This window comes from Flavobacterium sp. AC267, assembly GCF_979258715.1.
The window spans coordinates 1,913,506-1,938,800 of record NZ_OZ409875.1 but is presented as its reverse complement, the minus strand read 5'-3'; the positions used below and the strand labels follow the sequence as shown (position 1 = coordinate 1,938,800).

Annotated in this window: 18 protein-coding genes and 6 pseudogenes; 4 read left to right on the top strand and 20 right to left on the bottom strand. The window is 33.7% G+C overall.

The window, feature by feature from the left end:
- Positions 1 to 25 precede the first annotated feature (25 nt).
- From ftsA to mraZ, 14 genes and pseudogenes are all read right to left on the bottom strand, one after another.
- Entirely contained in the window at positions 26 to 1,435 is a 1,410-nt protein-coding gene (gene ftsA / locus ACZZ95_RS09980; RefSeq protein ID WP_463468906.1) for a cell division protein FtsA, read from the bottom strand.
- 6 nt (positions 1,436 to 1,441) lie between these two features.
- Positions 1,442 to 2,164 carry a cell division protein FtsQ/DivIB gene (locus ACZZ95_RS09975; protein WP_463468905.1) on the bottom strand — a complete coding sequence of 241 codons (723 nt, stop codon included), beginning with the start codon at positions 2,162 to 2,164 and terminating at the stop codon, positions 1,442 to 1,444.
- Positions 2,151 to 3,501, bottom strand: a pseudogene (murC, locus tag ACZZ95_RS09970) (UDP-N-acetylmuramate--L-alanine ligase). The gene ACZZ95_RS09975 and the pseudogene murC overlap by 14 nt, the downstream one beginning before the upstream one ends.
- Before the next feature lie 210 nt (positions 3,502 to 3,711).
- Complete coding sequence (murG, locus tag ACZZ95_RS09965) at positions 3,712 to 4,797, bottom strand: undecaprenyldiphospho-muramoylpentapeptide beta-N-acetylglucosaminyltransferase (RefSeq protein WP_463468904.1); 1,086 nt, start codon at positions 4,795 to 4,797, stop codon at positions 3,712 to 3,714.
- 45 nt (positions 4,798 to 4,842) lie between these two features.
- Entirely contained in the window at positions 4,843 to 6,153 is a 1,311-nt protein-coding gene (locus tag ACZZ95_RS09960; RefSeq protein ID WP_463468903.1) for an FtsW/RodA/SpoVE family cell cycle protein, read from the bottom strand.
- Positions 6,154 to 6,209: 56 nt separating this feature from the next.
- Positions 6,210 to 6,524: a four helix bundle protein gene (locus tag ACZZ95_RS09955; protein ID WP_463468902.1), complete on the bottom strand. Its 315-nt coding sequence runs from the start codon at positions 6,522 to 6,524 to the stop codon at positions 6,210 to 6,212.
- A 121-nt stretch (positions 6,525 to 6,645) separates the two neighbouring features.
- Positions 6,646 to 7,979, bottom strand: a pseudogene (murD, locus tag ACZZ95_RS09950) (UDP-N-acetylmuramoyl-L-alanine--D-glutamate ligase).
- 62 nt (positions 7,980 to 8,041) lie between these two features.
- Positions 8,042 to 8,392 carry a four helix bundle protein gene (locus ACZZ95_RS09945; protein ID WP_095953480.1) on the bottom strand — a complete coding sequence of 117 codons (351 nt, stop codon included), beginning with the start codon at positions 8,390 to 8,392 and terminating at the stop codon, positions 8,042 to 8,044.
- Between the two features lie 52 nt (positions 8,393 to 8,444).
- Complete coding sequence (gene mraY / locus ACZZ95_RS09940; RefSeq protein WP_463468901.1) at positions 8,445 to 9,677, bottom strand: phospho-N-acetylmuramoyl-pentapeptide-transferase; 1,233 nt, start codon at positions 9,675 to 9,677, stop codon at positions 8,445 to 8,447.
- An 81-nt stretch (positions 9,678 to 9,758) separates the two neighbouring features.
- A pseudogene (locus ACZZ95_RS09935) lies at positions 9,759 to 11,223 on the bottom strand (UDP-N-acetylmuramoyl-L-alanyl-D-glutamate--2,6-diaminopimelate ligase).
- Positions 11,220 to 13,226: a penicillin-binding protein gene (locus ACZZ95_RS09930; protein ID WP_463468900.1), complete on the bottom strand. Its 2,007-nt coding sequence runs from the start codon at positions 13,224 to 13,226 to the stop codon at positions 11,220 to 11,222. Before ACZZ95_RS09930 ends, ACZZ95_RS09935 begins: the two are co-directional and overlap by 4 nt.
- A pseudogene (locus ACZZ95_RS09925) lies at positions 13,217 to 13,563 on the bottom strand (FtsL-like putative cell division protein). The gene ACZZ95_RS09930 and the pseudogene ACZZ95_RS09925 overlap by 10 nt, the downstream one beginning before the upstream one ends.
- A gap of 21 nt (positions 13,564 to 13,584) precedes the next feature.
- On the bottom strand, positions 13,585 to 14,493 hold the full coding sequence (gene rsmH / locus ACZZ95_RS09920) for a 16S rRNA (cytosine(1402)-N(4))-methyltransferase RsmH (RefSeq protein ID WP_463468899.1): 909 nt from the start codon (positions 14,491 to 14,493) through the stop codon (positions 13,585 to 13,587).
- A complete protein-coding gene (gene mraZ / locus ACZZ95_RS09915; protein ID WP_095953475.1) occupies positions 14,468 to 14,941 on the bottom strand; it encodes a division/cell wall cluster transcriptional repressor MraZ in 474 nt (157 codons plus the stop codon). Before mraZ ends, rsmH begins: the two co-directional genes overlap by 26 nt.
- Positions 14,942 to 15,318: 377 nt before the next feature.
- On the opposite strand from mraZ, the gene ACZZ95_RS09910 reads away from it, so the two are divergent.
- Together ACZZ95_RS09910 and yihA are read left to right on the top strand one after the other, a co-directional pair.
- Complete coding sequence (locus ACZZ95_RS09910; RefSeq protein ID WP_463468898.1) at positions 15,319 to 16,083, top strand: alpha/beta fold hydrolase; 765 nt, start codon at positions 15,319 to 15,321, stop codon at positions 16,081 to 16,083.
- A 42-nt stretch (positions 16,084 to 16,125) separates the two neighbouring features.
- Positions 16,126 to 16,758, top strand: coding sequence for a ribosome biogenesis GTP-binding protein YihA/YsxC (gene yihA / locus ACZZ95_RS09905; RefSeq protein WP_095953473.1), 633 nt, complete (start codon positions 16,126 to 16,128; stop codon positions 16,756 to 16,758).
- An 881-nt stretch (positions 16,759 to 17,639) separates the two neighbouring features.
- Here the strand turns inward: yihA and gldC are convergent.
- Both gldC and gldB read right to left on the bottom strand, forming a co-directional pair.
- The gene (gene gldC, locus ACZZ95_RS09900) at positions 17,640 to 17,975 is read right to left on the bottom strand and encodes a gliding motility protein GldC (protein WP_172426682.1); all 336 of its coding nucleotides are present in this window, start codon (positions 17,973 to 17,975) and stop codon (positions 17,640 to 17,642) included.
- Entirely contained in the window at positions 17,975 to 18,931 is a 957-nt protein-coding gene (gldB, locus tag ACZZ95_RS09895) for a gliding motility lipoprotein GldB (RefSeq protein WP_095953471.1), read from the bottom strand. Before gldB ends, gldC begins: the two co-directional genes overlap by 1 nt.
- A gap of 99 nt (positions 18,932 to 19,030) precedes the next feature.
- Here gldB and nadE point away from each other — a divergent pair.
- Together nadE and ACZZ95_RS09885 are read left to right on the top strand one after the other, a co-directional pair.
- Positions 19,031 to 19,839: pseudogene (nadE, locus tag ACZZ95_RS09890) on the top strand (NAD(+) synthase).
- A gap of 93 nt (positions 19,840 to 19,932) precedes the next feature.
- Entirely contained in the window at positions 19,933 to 20,562 is a 630-nt protein-coding gene (locus tag ACZZ95_RS09885; protein ID WP_008467169.1) for a response regulator transcription factor, read from the top strand.
- 100 nt (positions 20,563 to 20,662) lie between these two features.
- Here ACZZ95_RS09885 and dnaG read toward each other — a convergent pair whose 3' ends face one another.
- The 4 genes and pseudogenes from dnaG to ACZZ95_RS09865 form a co-directional block, all read right to left on the bottom strand.
- Positions 20,663 to 22,735, bottom strand: coding sequence for a DNA primase (gene dnaG / locus ACZZ95_RS09880; protein ID WP_463468897.1), 2,073 nt, complete (start codon positions 22,733 to 22,735; stop codon positions 20,663 to 20,665).
- Positions 22,736 to 22,861: 126 nt separating this feature from the next.
- Positions 22,862 to 23,890 carry a hypothetical protein gene (locus ACZZ95_RS09875; RefSeq protein WP_463468896.1) on the bottom strand — a complete coding sequence of 343 codons (1,029 nt, stop codon included), beginning with the start codon at positions 23,888 to 23,890 and terminating at the stop codon, positions 22,862 to 22,864.
- A gap of 124 nt (positions 23,891 to 24,014) precedes the next feature.
- Positions 24,015 to 24,746: a hypothetical protein gene (locus tag ACZZ95_RS09870; RefSeq protein WP_463468895.1), complete on the bottom strand. Its 732-nt coding sequence runs from the start codon at positions 24,744 to 24,746 to the stop codon at positions 24,015 to 24,017.
- Positions 24,733 to 25,294, bottom strand: a pseudogene (locus ACZZ95_RS09865) (RNA polymerase sigma factor). Before ACZZ95_RS09865 ends, ACZZ95_RS09870 begins: the two are co-directional and overlap by 14 nt.
- Position 25,295 lies beyond the last annotated feature (1 nt).

The following is a 25,295-nucleotide window of genomic DNA, read 5'->3' as shown; positions in this document are numbered from 1 at the left end:
TAATTTCCTTCTCTTATTAATCTAATTATTCTGCGTTGTCTAAAAATTCTTTGATTTTATCAACGTATCGATCAAAAAATGATCTTCTTATTTTATTTTCGGTAGATTCATCCTTAGGTGCGTTGTGGGTCACAACCTCTCTAGTGTCTTCGATAGTTTCTACTCTTTCAACGTAATTTTCTTCTACTTCGTATCGTCGCGTTGGAGTCGGCACATTTCTGTAAACAACTTTTGTTTGTTCATTAACCAATTCCATTCTAACAGCACTTTGCGAACTGTTTTCGATACTGTTCATTACTAATCCAACTGCTGTTGCAAACAACGGACTAGAAATTTCTTCTCCAGAATTTCCAGCTAAGTGCTCATTCGGATATCCAATTCTAGTATCCATTCCTGTGATGTATTCTACCAATTGTTTGATGTGCTTCAATTGTGCGCCGCCACCTGTTAATACAATACCAGCAATCAGTTTTTTGCGAGGATCCTCATGACCGTATGCTTTTATTTCTGCAAAAACCTGTTCTACAATTTCCACCACTCTGGCATGGATAATTTTAGATAAGTTTTTAAGTGAAATTTCTTTTGGTTCTCTTCCTCTTAAACCAGGAATCGAAACGATCTCATTATCTTTATTTTCTCCAGGCCAAGCCGATCCGAATTTTATCTTTAAAAGTTCTGCTTGTTTTTCGATAATCGAACAGCCCTCTTTAATATCATCTGTAATTACATTTCCTCCAAAAGGAATCACCGCTGTATGGCGAATGATACCATCTTTGAAAATAGCCAAATCTGTTGTACCGCCACCAATATCGATAAGTGCTACACCAGCTTCTTTTTCTTCCTGACTTAAAACTGCATCTGCCGAAGCTAAAGGTTCTAAGGTTAATCCAGACAATTCAATTCCTGAACTCTGAATACATCTTCCAACATTTCTGATTGAAGAAGCCTGACCAACTACTACGTGAAAACTAGATTCTAATCTTCCGCCGTACATTCCGATTGGCTCTTTAATTTCAGACTGTCCGTCAATTTTAAATTCCTGTGGTAAAACGTGAATAATTTCTTCTCCCGGTAACATCGCCAGTTTGTTTACCTGATCAATTAGGAGCTGAATATCATTTTCACCAATTACTTCCTCTGGATTATTTCTACTGATGTAATCCGTATGCTGAATACTTCTGATGTGCTGTCCGGCGATACCCACAACCACATCTTTTATTTTGTAACCCGAATTATTTTCTGCTTCGATTATCGCTTGCTGAATCGATTGAATCGTCTGCGTAATGTTGTTTACTACTCCTCTGGCAACACCCAAACTTTTGGATTTACCAATGCCCAAAATCTCCAACTTACCATATTCATTCTTCTTGCCAATCATGGCAACGATTTTGGTTGTTCCAATATCTAGACCTACTGCAATGTTATCTTTTTCCATTTTCTATTATTTAGTGCAAACTACTTGTTCCGTAAACCTAAGGTCAATTTTTTTGTATTTGTATAACGAACTATCTAAAACTGCTTTTTGAAAAAACGCTTTATAGTTTCTAAATTTCTTATCAACATTCATTGTTCTGCCGAAATCTATGAAGTAATCATAGTTTCGATTAAACATTTTTAAGCTTCCATTCGGCATAATCTCTATTGCAATGATGTTTTTTTTCAAAAACGCATCGTCAAAAATTGTGCGAAATAAAGTCGCTAAATCTTCGTTATTTTTTTCATTAATTGCCCCTGAAACAAGAGGAACTCTCGCAGTAAAATTGTCAGACAACGGCATTTTATTACCCTCGTAATCAATATAAAAAGAAGAACCGCCGTCATAAACTCTTGCTATGGGCGTCTTCTGTTTTACTACTGCTTTTAGGACTCCATCAATACTTACAAAAACATTTGACTTCTCAATCATCTCCTGCGTATCGAGGGTTTTCTCTATCTTATTCAAATCTACTTCATCTTTTCTAATACTGGAAGCATCTCTTTTATTTTCTATCAACAATTTATTAACCATTTCCGGCTTCACAAAAAGCGTATTTTCTCCTACAAAAACAACCATGGATTTTTTCAATTTTCGATCGCCGTTTCTATGTCGCGCGAAAGAAAACAGGAAAAGTACTAGTCCGAAAATTAGTATTAATCGAATATTTGTCCAATTAAATATTTTCATTTAAAATCTTTTTAATTGAAGGAACCATTTCTCCAAGATCACCAGCTCCAATTGTTACAATAATTGGTGCATCACTGGCTTTGATTTCACCTAATAAATCGTTTTTTGCAACAATTTTTTTGTTCGAATTCGTCATTTTACCCAAAAGCCACTCAGAAGTCACTCCTTCCATCGGAAGCTCTCTTGCAGGGTAAATATCCATTAAAAATACTTCGTCAAACTGAGACAAACTTGCCGCAAATCCGTCTATAAAATCTCTTGTTCTGCTGAATAAATGCGGTTGAAAAACCGCCAGAACTTTACGCCCTGGATACAACTCTCTAACTGCTTGATGTACAGCATTTATTTCTGTTGGATGATGTGCATAATCATCGATATATACTAAATCTTCAGTCTTAATCTGGTAAGAAAAACGTCTTCTGATTCCGTTGAATGAAGCAATGGCTTTTGCAATAGAGTCGGTCGGGGTGCCAAACGTCTTAGCCATTGCAATAGCCATTAATCCATTCATTAAATTATGTTTCCCTGGCAGTCCAAAATGAAGATCTTTCATAACTTCTGACGGCGTCTGCACATCAAAAACATAACTTCCATCTTCTATTCGAACATTAAAAGCCTTATATACAGCATCTTCATTTATAGCACATTGAACACCTTCTAAAGGCAGTTCTTTTGTAATGAAGAGATTGTTCTTATCTTCTACTTTTGAAGCGAATTCTCTAAAAGAATCTTCAATTGCATCACTTGTTCCGTAAATATCCAAATGATCGGCATCCATAGAAGTCACACATGCGATATCCGGACGTAAATGCAAAAATGATCTATCAAATTCGTCGGCTTCTACAACGGTTACTGTTTTTCCGCTTCCAATTAAATCTCGAATTATAATTTTCGACAATTCCTCCAATGAAAGCTGTTACATCAACACCGCTTTGGAACAAAATATGTCCAAGAATACTAGATGTTGTGGTTTTTCCATGCGTTCCTGCAACTGCAAAACAGAAAGTATCTTTACTTATGATTCCCAGAACTTCAGCGCGTTTTTTAACCTCGTAATGTCTTTCAATAAAATAATTCCATTCTGAATGTGTTTTTGGAACAGCCGGTGTATAAATAACCAGCGTATTCTCTACATAATAGTCGGTTGGAATTAAACCAATGTTTTCTTCAAAATGAATATCAATCCCACTTTCAATCAATTCATTAGTCAGCATAGAAGGTGTTTTATCGTAGCCTGAAACTTGTTTTCCAATAAACTTGAAATAACGAGCCAAGGCACTCATTCCGATACCTCCAATACCAATAAAATAAACGTTTTGTATTTGATTTAAATTCATTTTAATTTTTGCTTTAAGCATTATGTTTTAGGCTTTAAGCCATAAAACTTTATCCTTTAATTTTATTTTTAAAACTAGGTTTCAGTTGGAATTTTTCGTAAAAAACTCATCTTTAAACCCTTATGTTTTCTTTGTTCTAATTAGACTAAATTGCCTAAAATAGCATTCTACTATTTTGTTTCTGTTGTATAATTTTCAATTTAAATTACATTATAACAACTTCTTAATCTCTTCTACAATTTGTTTTGTAGCATCTGGTCTTGCCAGTTTTTTAATATTTGCACTGAGTTGTTTTTGCTTTCCATCGTCTTTCAGCAGTGCTTCAAAAACAATGCTAAATTGCTCGTTTAACTCAGATTCTTTCAACAAAATCGCACCTTTTGCATCCACTATTGCCTGTGCATTTTTAGTTTGGTGATCCTCAGCTACATTTGGAGATGGAATAAAAATCACTGGTTTTCCAACAATACATAATTCTGATACTGATGAAGCGCCTGCACGCGAAATAACCATATCTGATGCCGCATAAACAAAATCCATTCTTTCAATAAAATCAACCACTCGCACATTTTGCTGATTGTGTTTTTTATAATCTTCAAAATATAATTTTCCGCACTGCCAGATTACCTGAACATCCTGTGAAAGAAAATTTTGCAATTCTTTTTCAATTAACTGATTGATTCTTCTAGCTCCTAAACTTCCTCCTAAAACCAGTAATGTTTTTTTATTCGGATCTAAACCATAAAAAGCAACTGCCTCATCACGTTTACTGTCAATATCTATTAAATCCTGACGAACTGGATTTCCAGTGAGAACAATTTTTTCTTTTGGAAAAAATCTCTCTAAATTTTCATAAGCCACACAAATTGCATTAGCCCTTTTACTCAACAATTTGTTCGTTATTCCAGGAAACGAATTCTGCTCTTGAACAACCGTTGGAATTCCTCCCGAAACTGCCGCTTGAAGTAATGGTCCGCTGGCAAAGCCTCCCGTTCCTATTACTACATTTGGTTTAAATTTTTTAATAATTCTTCTTGATTCCAATAAACTCGTTGCTAGTTTAAGAGGAAACATCATATTTTGTAAAGTCAATTTTCGCTGTAAACCAGCAATCCAAAGACCTTGTATTTCGTAACCTGCCTGAGGTACTTTCTGCATTTCCATTTTATCTTTGGCACCTACAAAAAGAAATTCAGCATCTGGAAATTGTAATTTTAATTCATTCGCAATAGCAATCGCAGGATAGATATGTCCTCCTGTTCCTCCTCCGCTAAGTATGAATTTATACTTTGTCATCTTTCTAAAAATTACAATGTTCTAAAATTTATTCTGTTTTCTATTTTATTTGTTTAAAACGGCATTCATCGGATTTCTCGAATTATCTTCTATCGAATACATTTGCTCTTCTTCATATATTTCTTCAGAAACCAAATCTTCTTCTGCTAATTCTTTATCAATTAATCGCCGCAATGCTTCTTTTCGTCTTTCTTTTTCTTGCTTTTCTTCGGCTATTTCTTCGTCTTTTTTCGTCACGCTGATAATTATTCCTAAAGAAAAACACGTCATCCAGATTGAACTTCCCCCACTACTTATTAATGGAAGTGTTTGTCCTGTAACTGGTAATAATTCGACTGCAACCGCCATATTAATCATGGCCTGAAATATCATTGGAAAGCCGAGTCCGACGACAACCAGTTTACCAAATAGCGTATTCGCCTTATGCGAAGCGATCACAAATCGGAACAATAACAACAAATACAAAACTAATATTGAAACCCCGCCTACTAAACCATATTCTTCCACTACAATTGCATAAATGAAATCGGAAGATGATTGCGGTAAAAAATTCTTTTGAACACTTTTACCTGGACCTAATCCGCCAAATCTTCCAGAAGCAATTGCAATTTTCGCTTTCTCAATTTGATAGTCATCTTCATCAGGTTTATCTGTTGTAAAGTTCATAATTCGACTTTCCCAAGTTGACACCCTGCTGAAGAATCTTGAATCTGGAAAAGCTTTTGCTACTAAAAGGAAAAACGCCAGTGCCAAGATTCCCGAACCGATAATAAAACCAATATATTTTAAGGGATATTTTCCAATAAATGTCAGCATAATTACCATTGCAAAAATCAACGCTGTAGTCGAAAAATTGGCTGGCAAAATTAATATCAAAGTAATAAATACCGGCGACCAAAGTTCAATCAACGAAGCTTGAAACGGCTCATTTTCTTCTTTTGTTTTTGACAAATAACGTGCAACATAAATAAACAAAACACTTGTTGCTAAAGTCGAAGTCTGAAACGTAATTCCAATAAACGGCACTTGAATCCAACGACTTGCATTGGCACCTGCAATTACGGTTCCTTTCAACAATGTATACAGCAACAAAAGCCAAACTACTGGAAGCGCAATTTTTGAAATCGCTCTAAAATAATGATACGGAACTTTGTGAACCAAATAAATTATAAGGAAACCTATACAAACGTGCGCTAAGTGTTTTACCAAATAGCCCAAAGTATTTCCTGTTCCGTGCCCTATGTATGCCAGATTACTACTCGCACTAAAAACAGGCATAAACGAGAACAGCGCCAATAAAGCCACAAATGACCATATTACCCTATCTCCTTTTAGTTTGTTTACCAGCTCTTTCATAATCTCAATTTTAGATTTCTGATTTTAGATTTTAGATTACTTAAAATCTAGATTTTTTATTTATTGATTCTTTTATTTACTGTTTTTAAACTGCTTACGAAAATGGCCGTTAATTCATTTCCTTCTTTCCAAATTGTTTCTAATTCAGATCTTGCAATCCACATTTTTTCTTTTATAATTTCTAACCAGAAAAGAGTTTCATCAGCTTCTTCTATAACTATATTCATTTTAGCTATAAACTCTCTTTCGCTTCTTGCTCTGCATACTGCCCTATAATTCGCACCAACAGATGTTCCACTCCTTACTATCTGATTAGTTATTGATCTAATCACATTTGTATTTGGCAATTTTTCAGCCAATTCAATTATCATTAATGAGAATTTTTTTGTTCTCAATTTCATTTCATCCGTCGTCATAATCAAAAAAGAACTTAATATTTTTATAAATCTAAAATTTCAAAGTCTAGAAAAATCTAAAATCTAAACTCTAAAATTATAAATTGTGAACCGCTTGTTTAAATTGCTTTCCTCTGTCTTCATAGCTTTCGAATAAATCGAAACTTGCGCAGGCTGGAGATAATAAAACAGCGTCACCTTTTTCTGTTAATCTTTGAGCAGTTTTTACTGCATCGTTCATATTGTTTACTTCAACCATAATATCAACAACATTTCCAAAAGCATCTATAATTTTACGGTTGTCAACGCCTAAGCAAATTATTGCTTTTACTTTTTCGCGCACCAATGACATTAACTCGTTATAATCATTTCCTTTGTCAACACCTCCAACAATCCAAACGGTTGGAACATTCATACTATCCAAAGCAAAGAAAGTAGCATTTACATTTGTTGCTTTTGAATCGTTGATGTATTGCACGTTTTGTATTTTTAGTACTTTCTCTAAACGGTGCTCAACACCTTGAAAATTAGATAAACTTTCGCGTATTGTTGCATTTCTAATTTGCATCAATTTTGCTACAGAGCTTGTCGCCATTGCGTTTTTCATATTATGTTTTCCTTCTAACGCAATGTATTCTGTTTCCATTGTAAACTCTTCTTGGTTGATCTTTATTTCCATTTTGTTGTTATTTATAGAAGCCCCTTCATCGAATGTTTTAGTCAATGAAAAAGGAATTAATTTTGCTTTTACTTTGTTATTATTCAACCATTCTGCACTTGCCTCATCATCTGCATCGTAAATGAGATAGTCACTTTCGGTTTGATTCATCGTTATCCGGAATTTCGAATCGATATAATTTTGATATTTATATTCATATCGATCTAAGTGATCTGGACTAATATTGGTTATTATTGCAATATCTGGTCTGTAATCTATTATTCCGTCTAGTTGAAAACTGCTTAATTCAAGAACGTATGCATCAAATTTATTTTCGGCTACCTGCCAGGCAAAACTTTTTCCAATATTACCTCCCAAACCAACATTTAATCCTGCCGATTTAAGCAAATGATAAGTCAGCATTGTTGTTGTTGTCTTACCATTACTTCCTGTAATTCCAATAGTCATTGCTTCTGTAAAAGGCGCTCGCAAATTCTATTTCAGACATTACTTTTACTCCAGCCGCAATCAGCTTTTTTACTATTGGAGATTTCTCTGGAATTCCTGGGCTTTTCATCACCACATCTGCATTCAAAATCAAATCTTCTGTATCGTCGCTCCTCTTCCCAGTCAATTTTATTAATGATAAGAACTTCTTTGTAACTCTCTTTTATCTTTCCGAAATCTGATACAAAAACATCATATCCTTTTTTCTTTCCAAGGATCGCGGTTCCTACACCGCTTTCTCCTCCTCCAAGTACTACTAATCTCATAGTTCTTTAATTAAAAATTCAGAATTAAAAATTAAAAATCAGTTGCGACTTTCAATGAATTCCTATTTTCCTTTTAGGGTTAGTATAATTTTCGCTAATATTCTGCAAATTTCATCAGCCTCACCAAAGATGCTGTCGAATTCATTTACAGAGATATAATCTGTTGCTTTTAATAATTTTAACCAATAAATCGTTTCTCTAGCTTCTTTATATGAAATTTCAAGCTTAAATAAAAACTCTTTATCAGAACGTCCTCCAATCGATTCTTCAATGTTTGCTCCAATTGAAGTTCCGCATCTTAAAAGTTGCTTGCTTAAAACAAACTCCTTTTTAGTATTAGTTAGATATTTATATAAATTGATTATTCTAACCGCAAAGAGAAATGATTTCTCTTGAACAATATTCTCCTTCATCCACAAGAACGTGCAACTTTTAATTTTTAATTCTCAATTTTTAATTTAAAATTTATCTCAGTTTTAAAGTAATGATTGATAATATGGCCAACATTACGGCAACAATCCAGAAACGGGTTACAATTTTACTTTCGTGATATCCTTTTTTCTGATAATGATGATGAAGCGGTGACATCAGGAAAATTCTTCTGCCTTCTCCAAAACGCTTTTTTGTGTATTTGAAATAAGTTACCTGTATAATTACCGATGCACTTTCTGCCAAGAAAATACCACAGAATAAAACAATCAATATTTCTTTACGAACTGCAATTGCTAAAACTGCTATAATTCCTCCAATTGTCAAACTTCCAGTATCTCCCATAAATACAGATGCGGGGAATGAATTGTACCAAAGAAATCCAATCAGCGCACCAACAAATGCGGAAATAAACACGGTCATTTCTCCCGAATTGGGGATATACATAATGTTTAGATAATTCGAGAAAATAATATTTCCAGAAACAAACGTAAAAATTCCGAGTGCGAGGACAGAAATTGCCGAGGTTCCAGTCGCGAGTCCGTCGATTCCATCGGTTAAATTAGCGCCGTTTGAAACTGCAGTTATGATGAAAATTACAACTGGAATAAATATTAACCATGCCCATTTTTCATATCCTTCTCCCATAAAAGATAATACTTCAGCATAATCAAATTCGTTGTTTTTTACGAACGGAATTGTTGTTGCTGTAGACTTTTCTTCAATAGGTGCCGGAAGCACAACAGTTGTATTTGCGACCGTTCTAAAAACATCTGTACGGCCTGTATCTGTTCTTACTGTAACGGCAGGATTAAAATAAAGAACTGCTCCAACAATAATTCCTAAACCAACCTGACCAATAACTTTAAAAATACCTTTAAGCCCTTGTTTATCTTTTTTGAATATTTTGATATAATCGTCAACGAAACCAATTGTTCCCATCCACAAAGTTGTTACAATAAGTAAAACGATGTAAATGTTATGAAGCCTCGCAAATAACAAAACTGGAACTAAGGTTGCAAAAATGATGATCAATCCACCCATTGTCGGCGTACCAGCTTTTTCATTTTGACCTGCAAGACCAAGTTCACGCACCGTTTCTCCAACTTGCTGACGGCGAAGAAAATTAATAATTCTTTTACCGTAAATTGTTGACAAAAGCAATGAAAGCATAAATGCCAAAGCTGATCTAAATGTGATATACTGAAACACTCCTGTTCCTGGTACATCTAATGTTTTGTCAAAATATTCAAATAAATAGTATAGCATATATCTTTTATTTTAAATTCCAATTTTGAAACTCCAAATTCCAATTCATTCTGTGGTACTTTCGGATTTAAAAACTGATTGTTATTTATTTAGTTGATTTAAAATTTCTTTTACTGTTTCCATATCATCAAAATGATGGCGAACACCACTTATTTCCTGATAGGTTTCATGTCCTTTACCTGCAATCAGAATAATATCTTTTGGTCGCGCCAATTGACAAGCGGTTTTAATTGCTTGTTTTCTATCCGTAATACGCAGCATTTTTTTGTAATTCTGAGGCTCAACCCCTTTCTCCATTTCGTCCAAAATAACTTCTGGATCTTCATTTCTTGGATTATCCGATGTCAAAATAGCCTTATCACTCAAATCCGAAGCTATCTTTGCCATAATTGGGCGTTTCGTTTTATCACGATTTCCACCGCATCCAACAACAGTAATTAATTGTTCGTTTTTTGTACGAATGTCATTTACTGTTTTCAAAACATTTTCAAGTGCATCCGGTGTATGTGCGTAATCCACGATTGCAGTTATGTTTTCATCTGAAACAATATACTGAAAACGACCCGAAACACTTTCTAAATCAGACAATAAGCGCAACGCTTCAAGACTATCAATTCCAAGCTCTACAGCTGTTCCATAAATAGCTAAAACATTGTAGGCATTAAACGTTCCAATCAGCTTTACCCAAACTTCATTATCATTAACTTTTAACAATAATCCAGACAATTGACTTTCTAAAATCTGCGCTCTGTAATCGGCGTAGGATTTTAAAGCATACGTCAGTTTTTTAGTCGCTGTATTTTGCGAGCATTACAGTTCCGTTTTTATCATCGATATTAGATAAAACAAAAGCTGATTTTGGAAGAGAATCAAAAAATGATTTTTTAACGTCTCTATATTCTGCAAAGGTTGGGTGGTAATCTAAATGATCGTGTGAAAGATTCGTAAAAATCCCGCCCACGAAATGCAAAGCTTCTGTTCTCTTTTGATGAATTCCGTGTGAACTCACTTCCATAAAACAATGTGTAACTCCAGCTTCAACCATTTCATTTAAATAATGGTTAATCGTTAACGAATCTGGTGTTGTATGCGTTGCTGGATATTCTATTTCATCGACCATGATTTTTACAGTTGATAACAATCCAACTTTAAAACCTGCTTTTTGAAATAATTGAAATAATAATGATGCAATTGTTGTTTTTCCGTTTGTACCCGTTACGCCTACTAATTTTAGTTTTGCAGATGGATCTTCAAAATAATTAGCGACCATAAAAGCCAAAGCTGTATTGGTATCTTTTACTTGAATATAAGTAACTTCTTTAACCGTATTTTCTGGAAGCGTATCGCAGATAATTGCTTTTGCCCCTAACTGAATTGCTTTTTCGATGTAATCATGTCCATCTGAAAGTGAACCGCGAATTGCCACGAAAACATCATTTGCTTCAACCTTACGTGAATCGAATTCAACTTTTTGAATAGCAGTTTCTGTTGAACCTTTTACAGATTCAATGGCTACTTTATATAATATGTCTTTTAATACTTTCACGATAATTCTAATACAATTGTTGTGTTCTTGCTAATATTGGTTCCTGCTTGAATCGATTGATTCTTTACTTTCCCCATTCCATTTACTTTTACTTTTAAACCTAAATTCTCCAGTAAAGCAATTGCGTCCATTCCAGGCATTCCTTTTAAATTCGGAACCTGATTGCTTTTTTTATTGGCCTCAACAGTATATTTATCATAACTAGAATCTTGTTTTGGAACGCGAGAATCTAATTTTTTAATTTTATTTGTTGAAGGCGCGTCTGTAAATATTTTTTGAGCGATTCTTTTAAAAACCGGTCCTGCAACATCTGCTCCATAATAATTATTTCTTGATGTATTTGGTTTATGAACCACTACAATACAAGAATATTTAGGATGATCGGCTGGAAAATATCCTGCGAAAGAAGAAGCATAATACATTCCTTCTCTTCCTGCTTTACCATAATTTACCATCGCTGTTCCCGTTTTTCCTGCCATCGAAAAATCTTTCGAATACAACTTAGAACCTGTTCCTTTTTTTACTACATTCTGCAAAACTGCTCTCACTTTTTTAAGTGTTTCAGGCGAACAAACCTTTGGATTAATCACTTCTGTATCAAACTTTTTAATGGTTTTATTCCATTCTTTAATTTCTGATACAAATTGTGGTTTTACCATTACACCATTATTTGCAACTGCATTATATAAGGTCAAAGTCTGCATTGGCGTAACGGAAACTCCATATCCAAAAGCCATCCACGGAAGTGAAACTCCAGACCAGTTTTTATCTTTCGGATGTGGAATAATTGCTCTTCCTTCTCCTTGAAAATGCAATCCTAACGTTTTATTCAATCCAAAATTCTTGATGTGATCTACAAATTTTGCCGGGTTGTTTTTATAGTTTTCATAAACCGCCTGAACCATTACGGTATTTGACGACAGCTCGAATCCGCGGGCTAAAGACACTTTTCCGTAACCGCCTACGTGCGAATCACGAACAGAACGTCCATAATATTTTACTATACCGCCGTGGCTGTCGTAAACCGTACTTGTATCTGCAACTTTGTCTTCTAAAATTGCCATTAAATCAACCAATTTAAAAGTCGATCCCGGCTCGTGAGATTCAGCAATTGCGTAATTTGTTGTTTCGTAATAAGATCCGTCTTCTGCTCTTCCTAAATTTGAAATCGCTTTTACATAACCCGTTTCTGTTTCCATAACGACAACACAACCGTGATCTGCCTCGTAATCTTCCAATTGCTTTAACAAAGCATGATGCGCAATATCCTGAATAAAAACATCTATTGTAGAAATAACATCGTAACCATCAACAGGATCAACTTCATTTAAATCGCGAATTGGTTTCCACTGTCCTTTTGCAATTTTTTGTTTTAAAATTTTACCGTCTTTTCCGTTCAAATAACTTTTAAAAGCCCACTCAATTCCTTTTCCAACTTCTACTCCTGTTGCCGGATCAATTTTATCGTAACCAATTGTTCTTTCAGCAATTTTCCCTATTGGATGTTTTCTAACTGTTTCCTGTTCAACAATAATTCCTCCTTTAAAAGCACCTAAATTAAAAAGCGGAAAACCTTTAATTTTTACATATTCCGTATAACTCAATTTGCGTGCAATCAAGTAATAACGGTTTTTATTTTCTCTGGCTTTTCTTAATTCTTTTTCATAATATCCGCCTGGTCTATCCAAAACAGTTGCCAATGAATCTGATAATGCTTTTACATATTTTTCAAAAGTTTCCTTTTTTGGCGCTTTTGCATCAAATCGAATTTCATAATTCGGAATTGAAGTTGCTAATAAACTTCCATCAGCAGAATAAATATTTCCTTTGTTTGCCGGAATTACAAAATTTCTAACCGTACGCTGTTTGGCCAGTTTTCTATAATAATCTCCTTCGACCCATTGAATATTGGTTAATTTAACAACAATAGCAATTGCCATCAAAAAGATGAAAACTGCTACGAGGTAAATTCTGTAGGATATATGTTTATCTTCTACTGCCATATTCTTTTAAAGAAACTTTTTCTTCTTCTTTTTTAACTTCTATTTTCGTTGGAGGAACGGTTGACGGAAAAATTTGTTTTTCTAACATTTTATCCGAGATCGTTGACTCCATTTTTAATTTCATCAATTCTGAACGTCGATCTACAAATTCAGATCGCAATTCTTTTACTTCATTGTTTAATTTCGCAATTTCAAAAACCTTTTGTTCGTATCGCTGTGTATTTGCAATCATCAAAATGGCCAGCAGAATTATAAAAACAATAAAACGCCAGTTTTTTACCGCATCTTCATGGATCAGAAATCTTGCTTTTAATATGCCAAATACTCCACTTTTCATTTTTTCCTACCTTAATATATATTAGATCTTTTCAGCAATTCTTAATTTGGCACTTCTTGCTCTATTATTAATTTTGATTTCCTCGTTATCTGGGACAATCAATTTTCCAATAGTTTTAAATGGGACTGAAAAGTTTCCGAAAAAATCTCTCTCTGGTTCTCCTTCAAACATTCCGTTTTTGATAAATCTTTTTACCAGACGATCTTCTAAAGAATGATAGGATATTACAGAGAATCTTCCTCCTGGTTTTAAAATTTCTAATGACTGCTCGATAAATTCTTTCAAAACATCCATTTCCTGATTTACCTCAATTCGAATGGCCTGATAAATCTGAGCTAATATTTTATTTCGAACTTTCTCTGGTAAAAATTTCTTCAGAACATCTTTTAATTCGTCTGTTGTTTTGATCGGATAATCTTTTCTCGCCTCCACAATTGTTCTTGCCAAAACCGGCGCGTTTTTCAACTCTCCATAATCAAAAAAAACACGACGTAAATCCTGTTCTTCATATTCGTTAACCACACGATAAGCATTTAAATCATTTTTTTGACTCATCCGCATATCAAGTTCGGCATCAAATCTGGTTGAAAAACCTCTTTCAGGAACATCAAATTGATGTGATGAAACTCCTAAATCTGCCAAGATTCCATCTACTGATTTTACTCCGTGAAAACGTAAAAATCTTTTTATAAACCTAAAATTCTCATTTATCAGCGTAAACCTTTCGTCTGGCAATGCATTTGCAAGCGCATCTTCGTCTTGGTCAAATGCAAACAGCTTTCCGTTTGGCCCTAATCTTTTTAAAATCTCTTTTGAATGACCACCGCCTCCAAACGTAACATCTACATACACACCATCAGGTTTAATATTTAAACCATCTACTGTTGGATGAAGCAAAACCGGATTATGATATTCCATTGTCGTCGTCATTAATATTTCCCATTACTTCTTCGGCTAAATCTGCAAAATCCATATCTTCGCCGCTAATTGATTTTTCGTATAAATCTTTATCCCAAATCTCCACAATATTAACCGCAGATGAAAAAACCACATCTTTAGAAATACTTGCAAAAGCCACCAAATCTTTTGGCACCAGCAATCTTCCTAACGCATCAACCTCAACCACTTTAACACCAGCAGTAAACCTCCTAATGAAATCGTTATTCTTTTTTACAAAGCGATTAAGCTTGTTTATTTTTTTCATCATTACATCCCATTCTTCCATAGGATACAACTCTAAACACGGCTGAAAAACAGAACGCTTCAAAACGAATCCGCTTTGAAGGGAAGCTGTCAATTGCTTTTTCAAAGGAGCAGGCATCATCAGCCTCCCTTTAGCATCGACTTTACATTCATATGTTCCAACAATTGTGTTCAAAAAAACTAGTTAACATGTTATACAGCAAAAATATAAAAAAAAATACCACATTTTACCACTTTATACCACTTTGTTAATAAGTTTAACCACATTCCTACCACTTTTCATAATTCACGTGCAATCAATACCTTAACTATTAATTAACAGATTATTAAATACGTTATTCATTCAAAAAAATAATGCGCTAAATTTCTTAAAAAATTGATTATAATGCAGATTTCTTAACATTTGAAGATTTTAACAAATAGCGCATTAAATACTGATTTTTAGCTAATTATATATTCTACTGAAATTATCTAGTTAAAAAATGGCGACAAAAATTCATTTTTATTTATTTAACCCTATATTTGTCGAAATTGAAATTGGCATTAGATTAGATGGACAAACACTATAAAAAAGAAGGCAAATACAGCTATTTTGAAGCTGGAGAAGGTACACCTATCGTTATTCTGCATGGGTTAATGGGAGGTCTAAGTAACTTTGATGGTGTAGCACAATATTTCCCAACAAAAGGATATAAAGTTGTTATTCCAGATTTGCCAATATATACTCAAAGCATTTTAAAAACTAACGTAAAAAGTTTTGCCAAGTACGTAAAAGATTTTATCACTTTTAAAGGATTTGACAGAGTAATTCTTCTAGGAAATTCTCTTGGAGGACATATTGCTTTATACCATACAAAACTTTATCCTGAAAAAGTTGCCGGACTTGTAATTACCGGAAGTTCTGGACTTTACGAAAGCGCAATGGGAGACAGTTATCCAAGAAGAGGCGACTATGAATACATCAGAAAGAAAGCTGAAGATGTATTTTATGACCCAAAAATTGCAACTCCTGAATTGATTGATGAAGTATACGCAACTGCTAATGACCGGATCAAATTAATCAAAACTTTAACGATTGCCAAAAGCGCAATTCGTCATAATATGGCCAAAGATTTACCTAAAATGGATGTAGAAACCTGCATTATTTGGGGTAAAAATGACTCTGTAACTCCTCCAAATGTTGCAGAAGAATTTGATAAATTATTACCAAACTCAACGTTGTACTGGATTGACAAATGCGGACACGCGACGATGATGGAGCACCCTCAGGAATTTAATGAAGTTCTTAAAAAATGGCTTACTGAAAAGAATTTATAAGTCATTAAATTTATTTTTTAGGAGGTTTTAAAACTAAGAACCATGAAAATTAACACCGCCGAATTTATTATCAGCAATTCTGATGCATCAAAATGTCCGAAGGATTTTTTGCCGGAATACGCTTTTATAGGAAGATCAAACGTAGGTAAATCATCGTTGATAAACATGATTACCAACCATAAGAATTTAGCAAAAACATCTGGAAGACCAGGAAAAACGCAATTAATAAATCACTTTAAAATCAACAACAATTGGTTTTTGGTCGATTTACCTGGTTACGGTTATGCTAAAGTTTCAAAAAAGACAAAATCAATTTTCCAGCAGTTTATTACTGATTATTTTGAAAACAGGGAACAACTAGTTTGTGCTTTTGTTTTGATTGATATTCGTCATGAAGCTCAAAAAATTGATATTGAATTTATGTCATACATGGGAGAAAGCGAAATCCCGTTTTGCATTATTTTTACCAAAGCTGACAAAATCAGTAAAGTAAAAATAGATTCTCATGTTGCCGCTTACAAAAAACAAATGTTTGCTAATAACTGGGCCGAAATGCCTCAGTATTTCATAACCTCATCTACAGAATCAGTTGGTAAAGAAGAACTCTTAACTTATATCGACGAAGTAAATCAGGAAGTTTTTAAAAATAACAGCGACTTTTTGAGTTCTCTTTAAGAGGTTAAATTCCAAAATATAAAAAATCCAAATTCCAATCGTAATGATTCGAATTTGGATTTTTTTATTGAACTATTTTATAATGATACTATTTTAAAATTGCCTAAGTGATTTTTTGAGCCTTTCTTTTATAGTCAGCGCTTTCCATTCCTTAAAGATCAAAGCTTGATATAAAATATAAAACAACGAATTAAAAAACCAAAAATCAAGCAGGAATGGTTCTGTAAAAATTACCGAATCGGTATTACCCGTTAAAAATATACTCAAACTGCTCATTAGATAAATTACCAATCCATTAGAAAAATATAAATAATTAGATTTTACTTTTTTGAAATTCTGGATTAAAAATATTAATCCATATAAAATCAATAAAGCTGTAGTAACACCAATTTCAAACAAATTAAACCTCCAGTAAAGATCGGGCGTTCTATAATATTGTATCGCCAATGAAATCAAAACAGTTATCAGAAAAAACAGAATAACCTGCTTCAATACGACATTGGTAAATAAACTTCGAAAAAAAAATGCTCAGGATAATGAATTGGAAAATAAAATAATAGTGCGAAAGGAAAAAATTTGTCCCCGGCGCCGCAAATCCAATAATATTACAAAGCAGTTCATGCACAAATAAACCAATCAAATAAATCGTAATGATACGATATTGAAAATCTTTGTTTGTTCGAGTGGAATAAAAGAGAATACTATTTAACAGCAAGAAAAATAATCCTACGAGACTTACTAGAAATGGGAACAACATACAATGGGTTTTACGTCACTAAAATAGTCTATAAATTCAAATTCCAATCTTTTATTTAAAAACAAAATTCCAAACTCCAATTATTACGATTGGAATTTGGAATTTTTATTTTTAGGAATTTCTATTATTTCGTCAAATCCAGTTTTTCTGCGAAGTAATCACAAAAATCTTTCATTGTATCTGACATTTTTTCGTCGTCTGTTGCGCGTTTAAAAGTATCCGCCATAGCAACTAAAGTCTGGTGGAAGAAAATTTTCATTTCGTCTACGGGCATATCTTTTGTCCATAAGTCGATACGCATTGTTTCTTTTGCTTTACTGTCCCAAATAGACAGCATAATTGCTTTTGCCTCTTCTGCCTGCACGCCTCCGTCTTGTGCGCTCCATGTTAGTTTTTCCGGAACACGGTTCTCGTCTAATTCTATATTGAATTTAATCTCTGAATTTATTGTATCTGCCATTATTTTTTAGGTTTATATTTTGATTTTTCGAAAATTTCTTTGGGCTCCACTTTAAATAATTCAGCCAAAGAAACACTATTGTTTTTCATGTAAGAACGTACCATCTGCCAGCCAATCCAAGCTCCCACTCGACCCGGAGAATCATTATCTATTTCCAGATAGAATTTTGAAAAAGGGGCCGGTGTCATAAATCGTGTTGTTAATTTTGGATCATCGCTGTAAAGCATTTCTTTTTCTATAAAATAACGCCACATATAGGCTTCATTTTCTTGGCACCATTTAATCTGTTCTGGTGTATATCCTATTTTTTCTGCATCAGTATACTCTGGAAGAAGCAAATCTTTTGCATAAAGTTGTTTTCCTTCAAAAACCATTTGCGCCACTAAGCTTCTATCCGGCATATTTGGAATATTTCGGTAAGAAAAACTAGAAACTACGTCTGGCATTATTTGTCTTTCTTCAAAATTTTCTTTTAAGTAGTTTGGAAACTCATAAAACTTATGATCTTTTCCTAAGTACAATTCCAAAGCCACGATTACCAAACTATCTGCATAAATTGCTTTTGCAGTATAATCCATCTCTCCTATAACTGTAATCACTTTTGGAATTTTAGTTTTAGGAAAATAATATTTTACGTGTTGAAAAAGAGCATCAAATTCTTTACGAACCGGCTCAAAATTGCTGTATTTCTTTTGTACTTCTTCATAAACTTCTTTCCAAATTGGATCGTTCATTTTCTGAAGCCAGATATTATCATCATTACCCGCAGGAAAGAAAAAAGGATACTGCTTTTTTACCTTTGCAAGATCTTGAGGTTTTGTCTCAAAAAACACTTTATCAAAACGTTCTACTTTAATATCTACAGGAATTTCTTCTACTTCTTTTTCTACCTTAGATTTTTGGTCGCAAGACAAAAAAAACAGGCACAGAACCACTGCAAAGCGATAAATTTTCATTTTATTTTAATTAGATTTGTGTTAGCAGAATTTAAAGTAAATGTATACTTGAAATAATTCTGCAAATATACATCCCTGCATTTTAAAACTTAAACTATTATGGCTAAAAAAAGTACAATTCAGACAGAAAAAGTAAATACGCATATTGTAGAGTGGTTAAAAAATTACGCTGGCAGCGGCAAAAGTGAACGGTTTTGTAATCGGAATCTCTGGCGGTGTTGACTCTGCAGTAACTTCAACTTTATGCGCGCAGACAGGACTGAAAGTATTATGTGTAGAAATGCCTATTCATCAGGCAGAAAGCCAAGTGAGCAGAGCAAAGGAACATATTGAACAGCTAAAAAAACGTTTTCCGAATGTTTCTGAGGTTCAAACTGATTTGACAGCAGTTTTTGAATCCTTTAAAAGTGCTGTACCAAAAACGGATGATGACGCAAAAGTAAGCTTATCATTAGCCAATACCCGAGCTCGTATTAGAATGACTTCTTTATACTATTTAGCAGGTCTTCACGGTTTATTAGTTGCCGGAACAGGAAACAAAGTAGAAGATTTTGGAGTAGGTTTTTATACCAAATATGGAGATGGCGGCTGTAGATTTGAGTCCAATTGCCGATTTAATGAAATCTGATGTATATGCTTTAGGAGAATTTTTAGCAATTCCTCAATCAATTTTAACAGTCGCACCAACAGATGGATTATTTGGCGACAATCGTACCGACGAAGATCAATTAGGCGCAAGTTATGACGAACTCGAATGGGCGATGTTAGCCGCGGAGTCAGGAAAAACGGCGGATGACTTCGAGGGGAGAGAAAAATCTGTCTTTGAAATTTATAAAAGATTAAACACCAGCAACAAGCATAAAATGGACCCAATTCCGGTGTGTATTATACCAAAAACGTTAAAATAATTTTTTTTAACATTTGTCTGCAATTAATTACAGAATTTATTTATTAATTTTACAGTTCCAAAAACATGAACAATTCTAAAAAAGGTAAAAATTATGATTAAAGTATGTCTAGCAGACAATCATCCTGTGACGCACTTTGGCGTTAAGTCTTATTTTAAAGACCACGATCAAATTTCAATTGTTGCCAACGTAGGCAATTTTTCAATGGTTAGAGATATTCTTCAGACGAAGGAGATCGACATTTTAATTCTAGATCTAGAATTAGAAGGTCTTTCAAGTATCTTTGAAATTAAATCTATCCTAAAAAATTTCCCAAAAACAAAAATTGTTATTTTCAGTGATCTTGCTGAGCAGATGTACGCTCCAAACGCAATTAAAGCAGGAGTTTCCGGGTATGTGCACAAAACAGAAAAACTAGAAACTCTAGGACATTCTATTATTAAAGTACACGAAGGAAAAATTATCATCAACGAAACAGTACGCAAAAACATGGCACTTATTGCTAAACAAAGCAAAAGCGAGCGTCTGTACAGAAAACTTTCGAATCGCGAGATCGAAGTTTTGCGTTACTTAAGTGATGGAAAGAAAAACAATGAAATCTCTAAAATCTTAAATCTGAACGAAAAAACGATCAGTACTTACAAACTAAGATTATTGACTAAATTAAATGTTACTAATTTAGTTGACTTAGTGAATAAAGCGAAGACTTTAGAAATTATTTAATCCCAAATCGAAGATCTTAATTTTTATTTTTTTAAGTAAATCGAAAATCTTTATAAAAACTCTATCTTATGATTTATCATTCGATAGAGTTTTTTTCTTTTTAATGATAATGATAAGGCACCACTACACGTCCTAATTTCTTTGAAAAATTAACCAGCAGTTTAGAATAATCGACAACCATACCCATAACTTCTGAATTGTCTTCCTGTGGATCTGTCATTATAGAATTTTTCAATTCTGAAATAATTCCAGATACCAAATACCATCTCATAGAAAAGATAGTTTCAGAAACATTCTGCTCAATGGTTTCGCTTTTATGTTTTGGAAAAATATTCTGTCCTTCCCAATTATGAATGGTTAATTTTTCATCTTCCATTAAAATATTGGTTACTTCCTGAGCAAATTCAGGCTGTAAGTGCATCAGATATTTATCCAGACTAAAGGTTTCATTTTGATTGTAAAAATCAATTATATTGGTATAAATATCTTGAAATAATTTATTAGACAATTCTACCTCATCTTCCTGCAGACTTAAATATACTTTTTCGAATACTTTATATTCTCTTTTTTCAGAAACTTCTTTTACATTTCCTTCTTCATCAGCTTTTAGGAAAACGTCTTCAAAATTTTCAACCACACTTCCGTACAAAAGAAGAATTTCAATAATTTTTCTTTCAAAATTGTATAAAATATCTACTTTTTCTTGAGGCGCTTCTGGATAATAGCCAGGTTCTCCCGGATAATCGTCTGGCGGTCCTGTTCTTGGATCTTCTGGATCTCCACCTGAAAAGTTACCTTGGCTTTGTTTTTGGTTTCTAACGACTTCAAAAGGCTTTTGTTCCTGCTTTTGCTTTTTGTTCGCTTCTGCAATATCTTTTTGAATTAGTCGCGCCAAAGTACTTACCAAAACCTGCTCCGAAATATCCATAATTCGGGCACATTCCTGTATATATACTTCTCGTTGAATACGGTCTGGTATTTTAGAAATACTCGTTACCATATCACGAATCAAATCTGCTTTTTTGATTGGGTCATTTTTAGCTTCTCCCATCAAGATCGAAGCTTTAAACTGTATAAAGTCTTTGCTGTTTTCTTCTAAGTAAGCAACTAAATCATCATGTGAATTTTTACGGGCGAAACTATCTGGATCTTCTCCGTCAGGAAAAGAACAAACCCTAACATTCATTCCTTCTTCCAGAATTAAATCGATTCCTCGAATAGAAGCACGTAAACCCGCCGCATCTCCATCAAAAAGTACGGTAATATTTCTGGTCAGACGATTTATTAAACGAATCTGGTCTGGCGTTAAAGCGGTTCCAGACGAAGCCACAACGTTTTCGATTCCGGCCTGGCTAAACTGAATAACATCTGTATAACCTTCAACCAAATAACAATTATTTTGTTTGGCGATAGATTGTTTGGCATGGTAAATTCCGTAAAGGACTTTACTTTTATGGTAAATATCACTTTCTGGTGAATTCAGGTATTTTGCCGCTTTTTTATCATTGGTTAAAATACGCCCTCCAAAACCTAAAACACGCCCCGACATACTTTGAATAGGGAACATTACACGCCCTTTAAAACGGTCAAACGGACGGTCTTCTCTAGCAATGGTCAAACCTGTACTTTCTAAAAACTCTAATTTATATCCTTTCCCGAGGGCTTCTTTCGTCAAAGCATCCCAAGTTTCTGGAGAATATCCTAAATTAAATTTTTTGATGGTTTCATTGGTAAATCCCCTTTCTTTAAAATAAGAATATCCAATTGCTTTTCCTTCTTCTGAATTTAAAAGAACATCTTGAAAATATTTAGTCGCAAATTCAGAAACCAAATACATACTCTCGCGAATATCTGTATTTGCTTTTTCTTCGTCGGTCTGCTCTGTTTCTTCAATTTCAATATTGTATTTTCTGGCTAAATACCGAATCGCTTCTGGATAGGTAAATTGAGAATGTTCCATTAAGAATTTAACAGAATTCCCTCCTTTTCCCGTACTAAAATCCTTCCAAATTCCTTTTGCCGGCGACACCATAAACGAAGGTGAGCGTTCATCAGAGAACGGACTCAATCCTTTGAAATTACTTCCTGCGCGTTTTAAATTCACAAAATCGCCGATAACCTCCTCTACTCGAGCAGTTTCAAAAACAGTATCAATGGTATTTTGAGAAATCAAAGTGTAAAATATTTTTAAAGTTGAGAGCTTGCAAAAATACGCAAATCCTGCTGGAATTTGAATGATTTTTTAAACAAAAAAGCATCTCTATTGAGATGCTCTTTTAACTAACTAAACGACCAATTTTTAGTTTAAATCTAATCGAAGTCCTAACGAAATATTATTCTCTTTGATTAAATTGTTCTGAAATAATGGATTTAAATCGTATTTAAGATATAAACTTAATTCTCTATAGCCGATATACGAACTCAGACCGTAAATAAAGTTATTTACATTGTAATCGCCTTTTATTGTTGTTTTATATTTTAAATCTTCATCTTCAAATTTTAAAATCTGTTTAGATTTCACATTGATTCCAGCATAACCTCCTATTCCAAAACGGAAACTTTTATGAGTTTTAAAATATGTTTTTCCGTTACTTTCAACTGGTTTCGAAAAATCAAATTCTAAATGTACTGGCGCCACCAAATATACATTTCTAAAACGGGATTCGTTTAAATTAACCGAATTAACTTCCAGATTAGTTTGATCTCCATTTACAACAAAACTTCGGTTATCTGTCGGACGAATATTGTTGTACATTAATGAAAGTCCGTATTTTGCGTGAAGCAGGTTATCGTTTTTCATTAACCTTGAGTTATACGTAAAACCCCATTCGTAAAAATGCGACCCTATAAAACTATAGTTGGAGTCCTGAAGTTTTCCGTCAACCATCGTATTATTCAATCCCATTGCGAATACGAATTGCGACGTTGTTCTTTTTTCTCCATGAATAGAATCTTTGTTGTGTTTATAAGACTTCCAGCGAATCATATACACTTTTGACGAATCTTCTTTGATTTTTCCGTCTACCTTTTTCTGCACCAAATCATTCAGTTCATTTTGTGCCAAAGTAATTTTTTCTTCGATAATTACCGCTCTTGCTTCTGCCAGTTCTTTTTTGCGTTTATCGGCCTGTTCTTGTGTAATTTTGCCTTCAGACAATTGAACGTTTACCGCTTCAACTTCTTCCTTTAAAGTTTCTTTCTCTTCTTTGGTAATTTTTTCAATTTTTTGGGCGATTCTTTTCGCTTCCGATTCAAAGGTTTCCTGTCCTATTACTTTACTTACTATTAAAAAGAAGAAAAGTGTAAGATAAATGGTAAAATTTTTCATGATTGATTGTTTTAAATGATTGACTATTGATTGATGATGTATTTAATATTAATTTTTAATTGTGATTGTTAATGATTAATGGTCGCTATTATTCTCATTGATATTGTTATTGAAATTCCCGCCCCTATTCTTGCTGATTTCTATTAGACAAAGCAACTTTAACTTCTTGGAAATTTTTATTGACTTTGGTGATCATTTTTTCTCTAAAAGAAAGTTCGAGTTCACCGTCGACTTGATTTAGCAAATCGGAAGCGTTGATTTTTATTTTTGCTTTTTTAACAGAACTTTCAGCCATAACTTTATGTTCTGCCGTTTGAAGCAATTGATCTACATTCTCTTTTTTAGGATTTTCAGCAGTTATTATTTGATTCGTATTTGATTGATTTTCTTGATTTTTTTTGATGATGATTGAAGACTCCGCTATTTGATTTGATTCCTTTTTAATGGTTTTATTTGAAATTTGATGGTTTGGTTTTTCTGGTTTATTTAAAGTTTCTTCTGAATTTTTAGCCGCAATTGCATTTTTCGTTTCTATTGAGTCAACACTGTTTAAAATTGGCTCTGCAACCGATTCTTTTTCTGCTTCTTTTTCAACAACGACAGTTGTAGGCACTTCTACCGTATTTTTAGTTTGATTAAAAAAGAGAGTTCCAACCAATAAAAATCCGATAAAACTTGCGGCGATGTACAGCCATTTTTTCTTCGGATCTTTTAGTGAGCGAAGTGGAACTGCAGGTTTCTTTTCTTCTGCTACACTCAACATCGCGTCCAATCGATCCCACGCTTTGTCGCTTGGCTCAATTTTTCTCTCGTTTAGTTTTTCACGGAAATCCTTTTCAAAATTATTCGGTTCCATTATCTTGTTTTTTTAAAATAGTAATTTGTGTTTGCAGCATTTTTCTAGCGTGCGATAATTGCGATTTCGATGTACCTTCATTTATTCCTAACATCTTGGCAATTTCATTGTGTTTGTAACCTTCGATTGCATATAAATTAAAAACCATTTTGTACCCGTCCGGCAAAGCATCAATTAAATACTGAATCTGTTCCACTGTAAACTGACTGTCGATTTCGTTAAAGCTTTCTTCCACAAAAAACTCATCTTCGGCAAATTTTACTTTTTTCTGAACTCTTAAATAGGAAATACATTCGTTAACCATAATTCGGCGGATCCAGCCTTCAAAACTTCCTTTGTGTTCGAAATTTTTCAAATTGGTGAACACTTTCATAAAAGCCGTAATCATTACATCTTCTGCCAGCTGAATGTCTCTTATATATTGACGACAGACACTCAACATTTTTGAAGAAAAACGGCTGTAAATCTGCTTGCTGTGCCTGCCGATTATTTTCGACAGCCAGCTTTATGATTTTGGTTTCTTCTTGATGTAAATGAATAATTTTCATT

What these genes read in the sequence shown, in the direction of transcription:
- ftsA (WP_463468906.1), bottom strand. Translation starts at nt 1,435, where the DNA reads ATGGAAAAAGATAACATTGCAGTAGGTCTAGATATTGGAACAACCAAA.
- ACZZ95_RS09975 (WP_463468905.1), bottom strand. Translation starts at nt 2,164, where the DNA reads ATGAAAATATTTAATTGGACAAATATTCGATTAATACTAATTTTCGGA.
- murG (WP_463468904.1), bottom strand. Translation starts at nt 4,797, where the DNA reads ATGACAAAGTATAAATTCATACTTAGCGGAGGAGGAACAGGAGGACAT.
- ACZZ95_RS09960 (WP_463468903.1), bottom strand. Translation starts at nt 6,153, where the DNA reads ATGAAAGAGCTGGTAAACAAACTAAAAGGAGATAGGGTAATATGGTCA.
- ACZZ95_RS09955 (WP_463468902.1), bottom strand. Translation starts at nt 6,524, where the DNA reads ATGATAATTGAATTGGCTGAAAAATTGCCAAATACAAATGTGATTAGA.
- ACZZ95_RS09945 (WP_095953480.1), bottom strand. Translation starts at nt 8,392, where the DNA reads ATGAAGGAGAATATTGTTCAAGAGAAATCATTTCTCTTTGCGGTTAGA.
- mraY (WP_463468901.1), bottom strand. Translation starts at nt 9,677, where the DNA reads ATGCTATACTATTTATTTGAATATTTTGACAAAACATTAGATGTACCA.
- ACZZ95_RS09930 (WP_463468900.1), bottom strand. Translation starts at nt 13,226, where the DNA reads ATGGCAGTAGAAGATAAACATATATCCTACAGAATTTACCTCGTAGCA.
- rsmH (WP_463468899.1), bottom strand. Translation starts at nt 14,493, where the DNA reads ATGACGACGACAATGGAATATCATAATCCGGTTTTGCTTCATCCAACA.
- ACZZ95_RS09910 (WP_463468898.1), top strand. Translation starts at nt 15,319, where the DNA reads ATGGACAAACACTATAAAAAAGAAGGCAAATACAGCTATTTTGAAGCT.
- yihA (WP_095953473.1), top strand. Translation starts at nt 16,126, where the DNA reads ATGAAAATTAACACCGCCGAATTTATTATCAGCAATTCTGATGCATCA.
- gldC (WP_172426682.1), bottom strand. Translation starts at nt 17,975, where the DNA reads ATGGCAGATACAATAAATTCAGAGATTAAATTCAATATAGAATTAGAC.
- gldB (WP_095953471.1), bottom strand. Translation starts at nt 18,931, where the DNA reads ATGAAAATTTATCGCTTTGCAGTGGTTCTGTGCCTGTTTTTTTTGTCT.
- ACZZ95_RS09885 (WP_008467169.1), top strand. Translation starts at nt 19,933, where the DNA reads ATGATTAAAGTATGTCTAGCAGACAATCATCCTGTGACGCACTTTGGC.
- ACZZ95_RS09875 (WP_463468896.1), bottom strand. Translation starts at nt 23,890, where the DNA reads ATGAAAAATTTTACCATTTATCTTACACTTTTCTTCTTTTTAATAGTA.
- ACZZ95_RS09870 (WP_463468895.1), bottom strand. Translation starts at nt 24,746, where the DNA reads ATGGAACCGAATAATTTTGAAAAGGATTTCCGTGAAAAACTAAACGAG.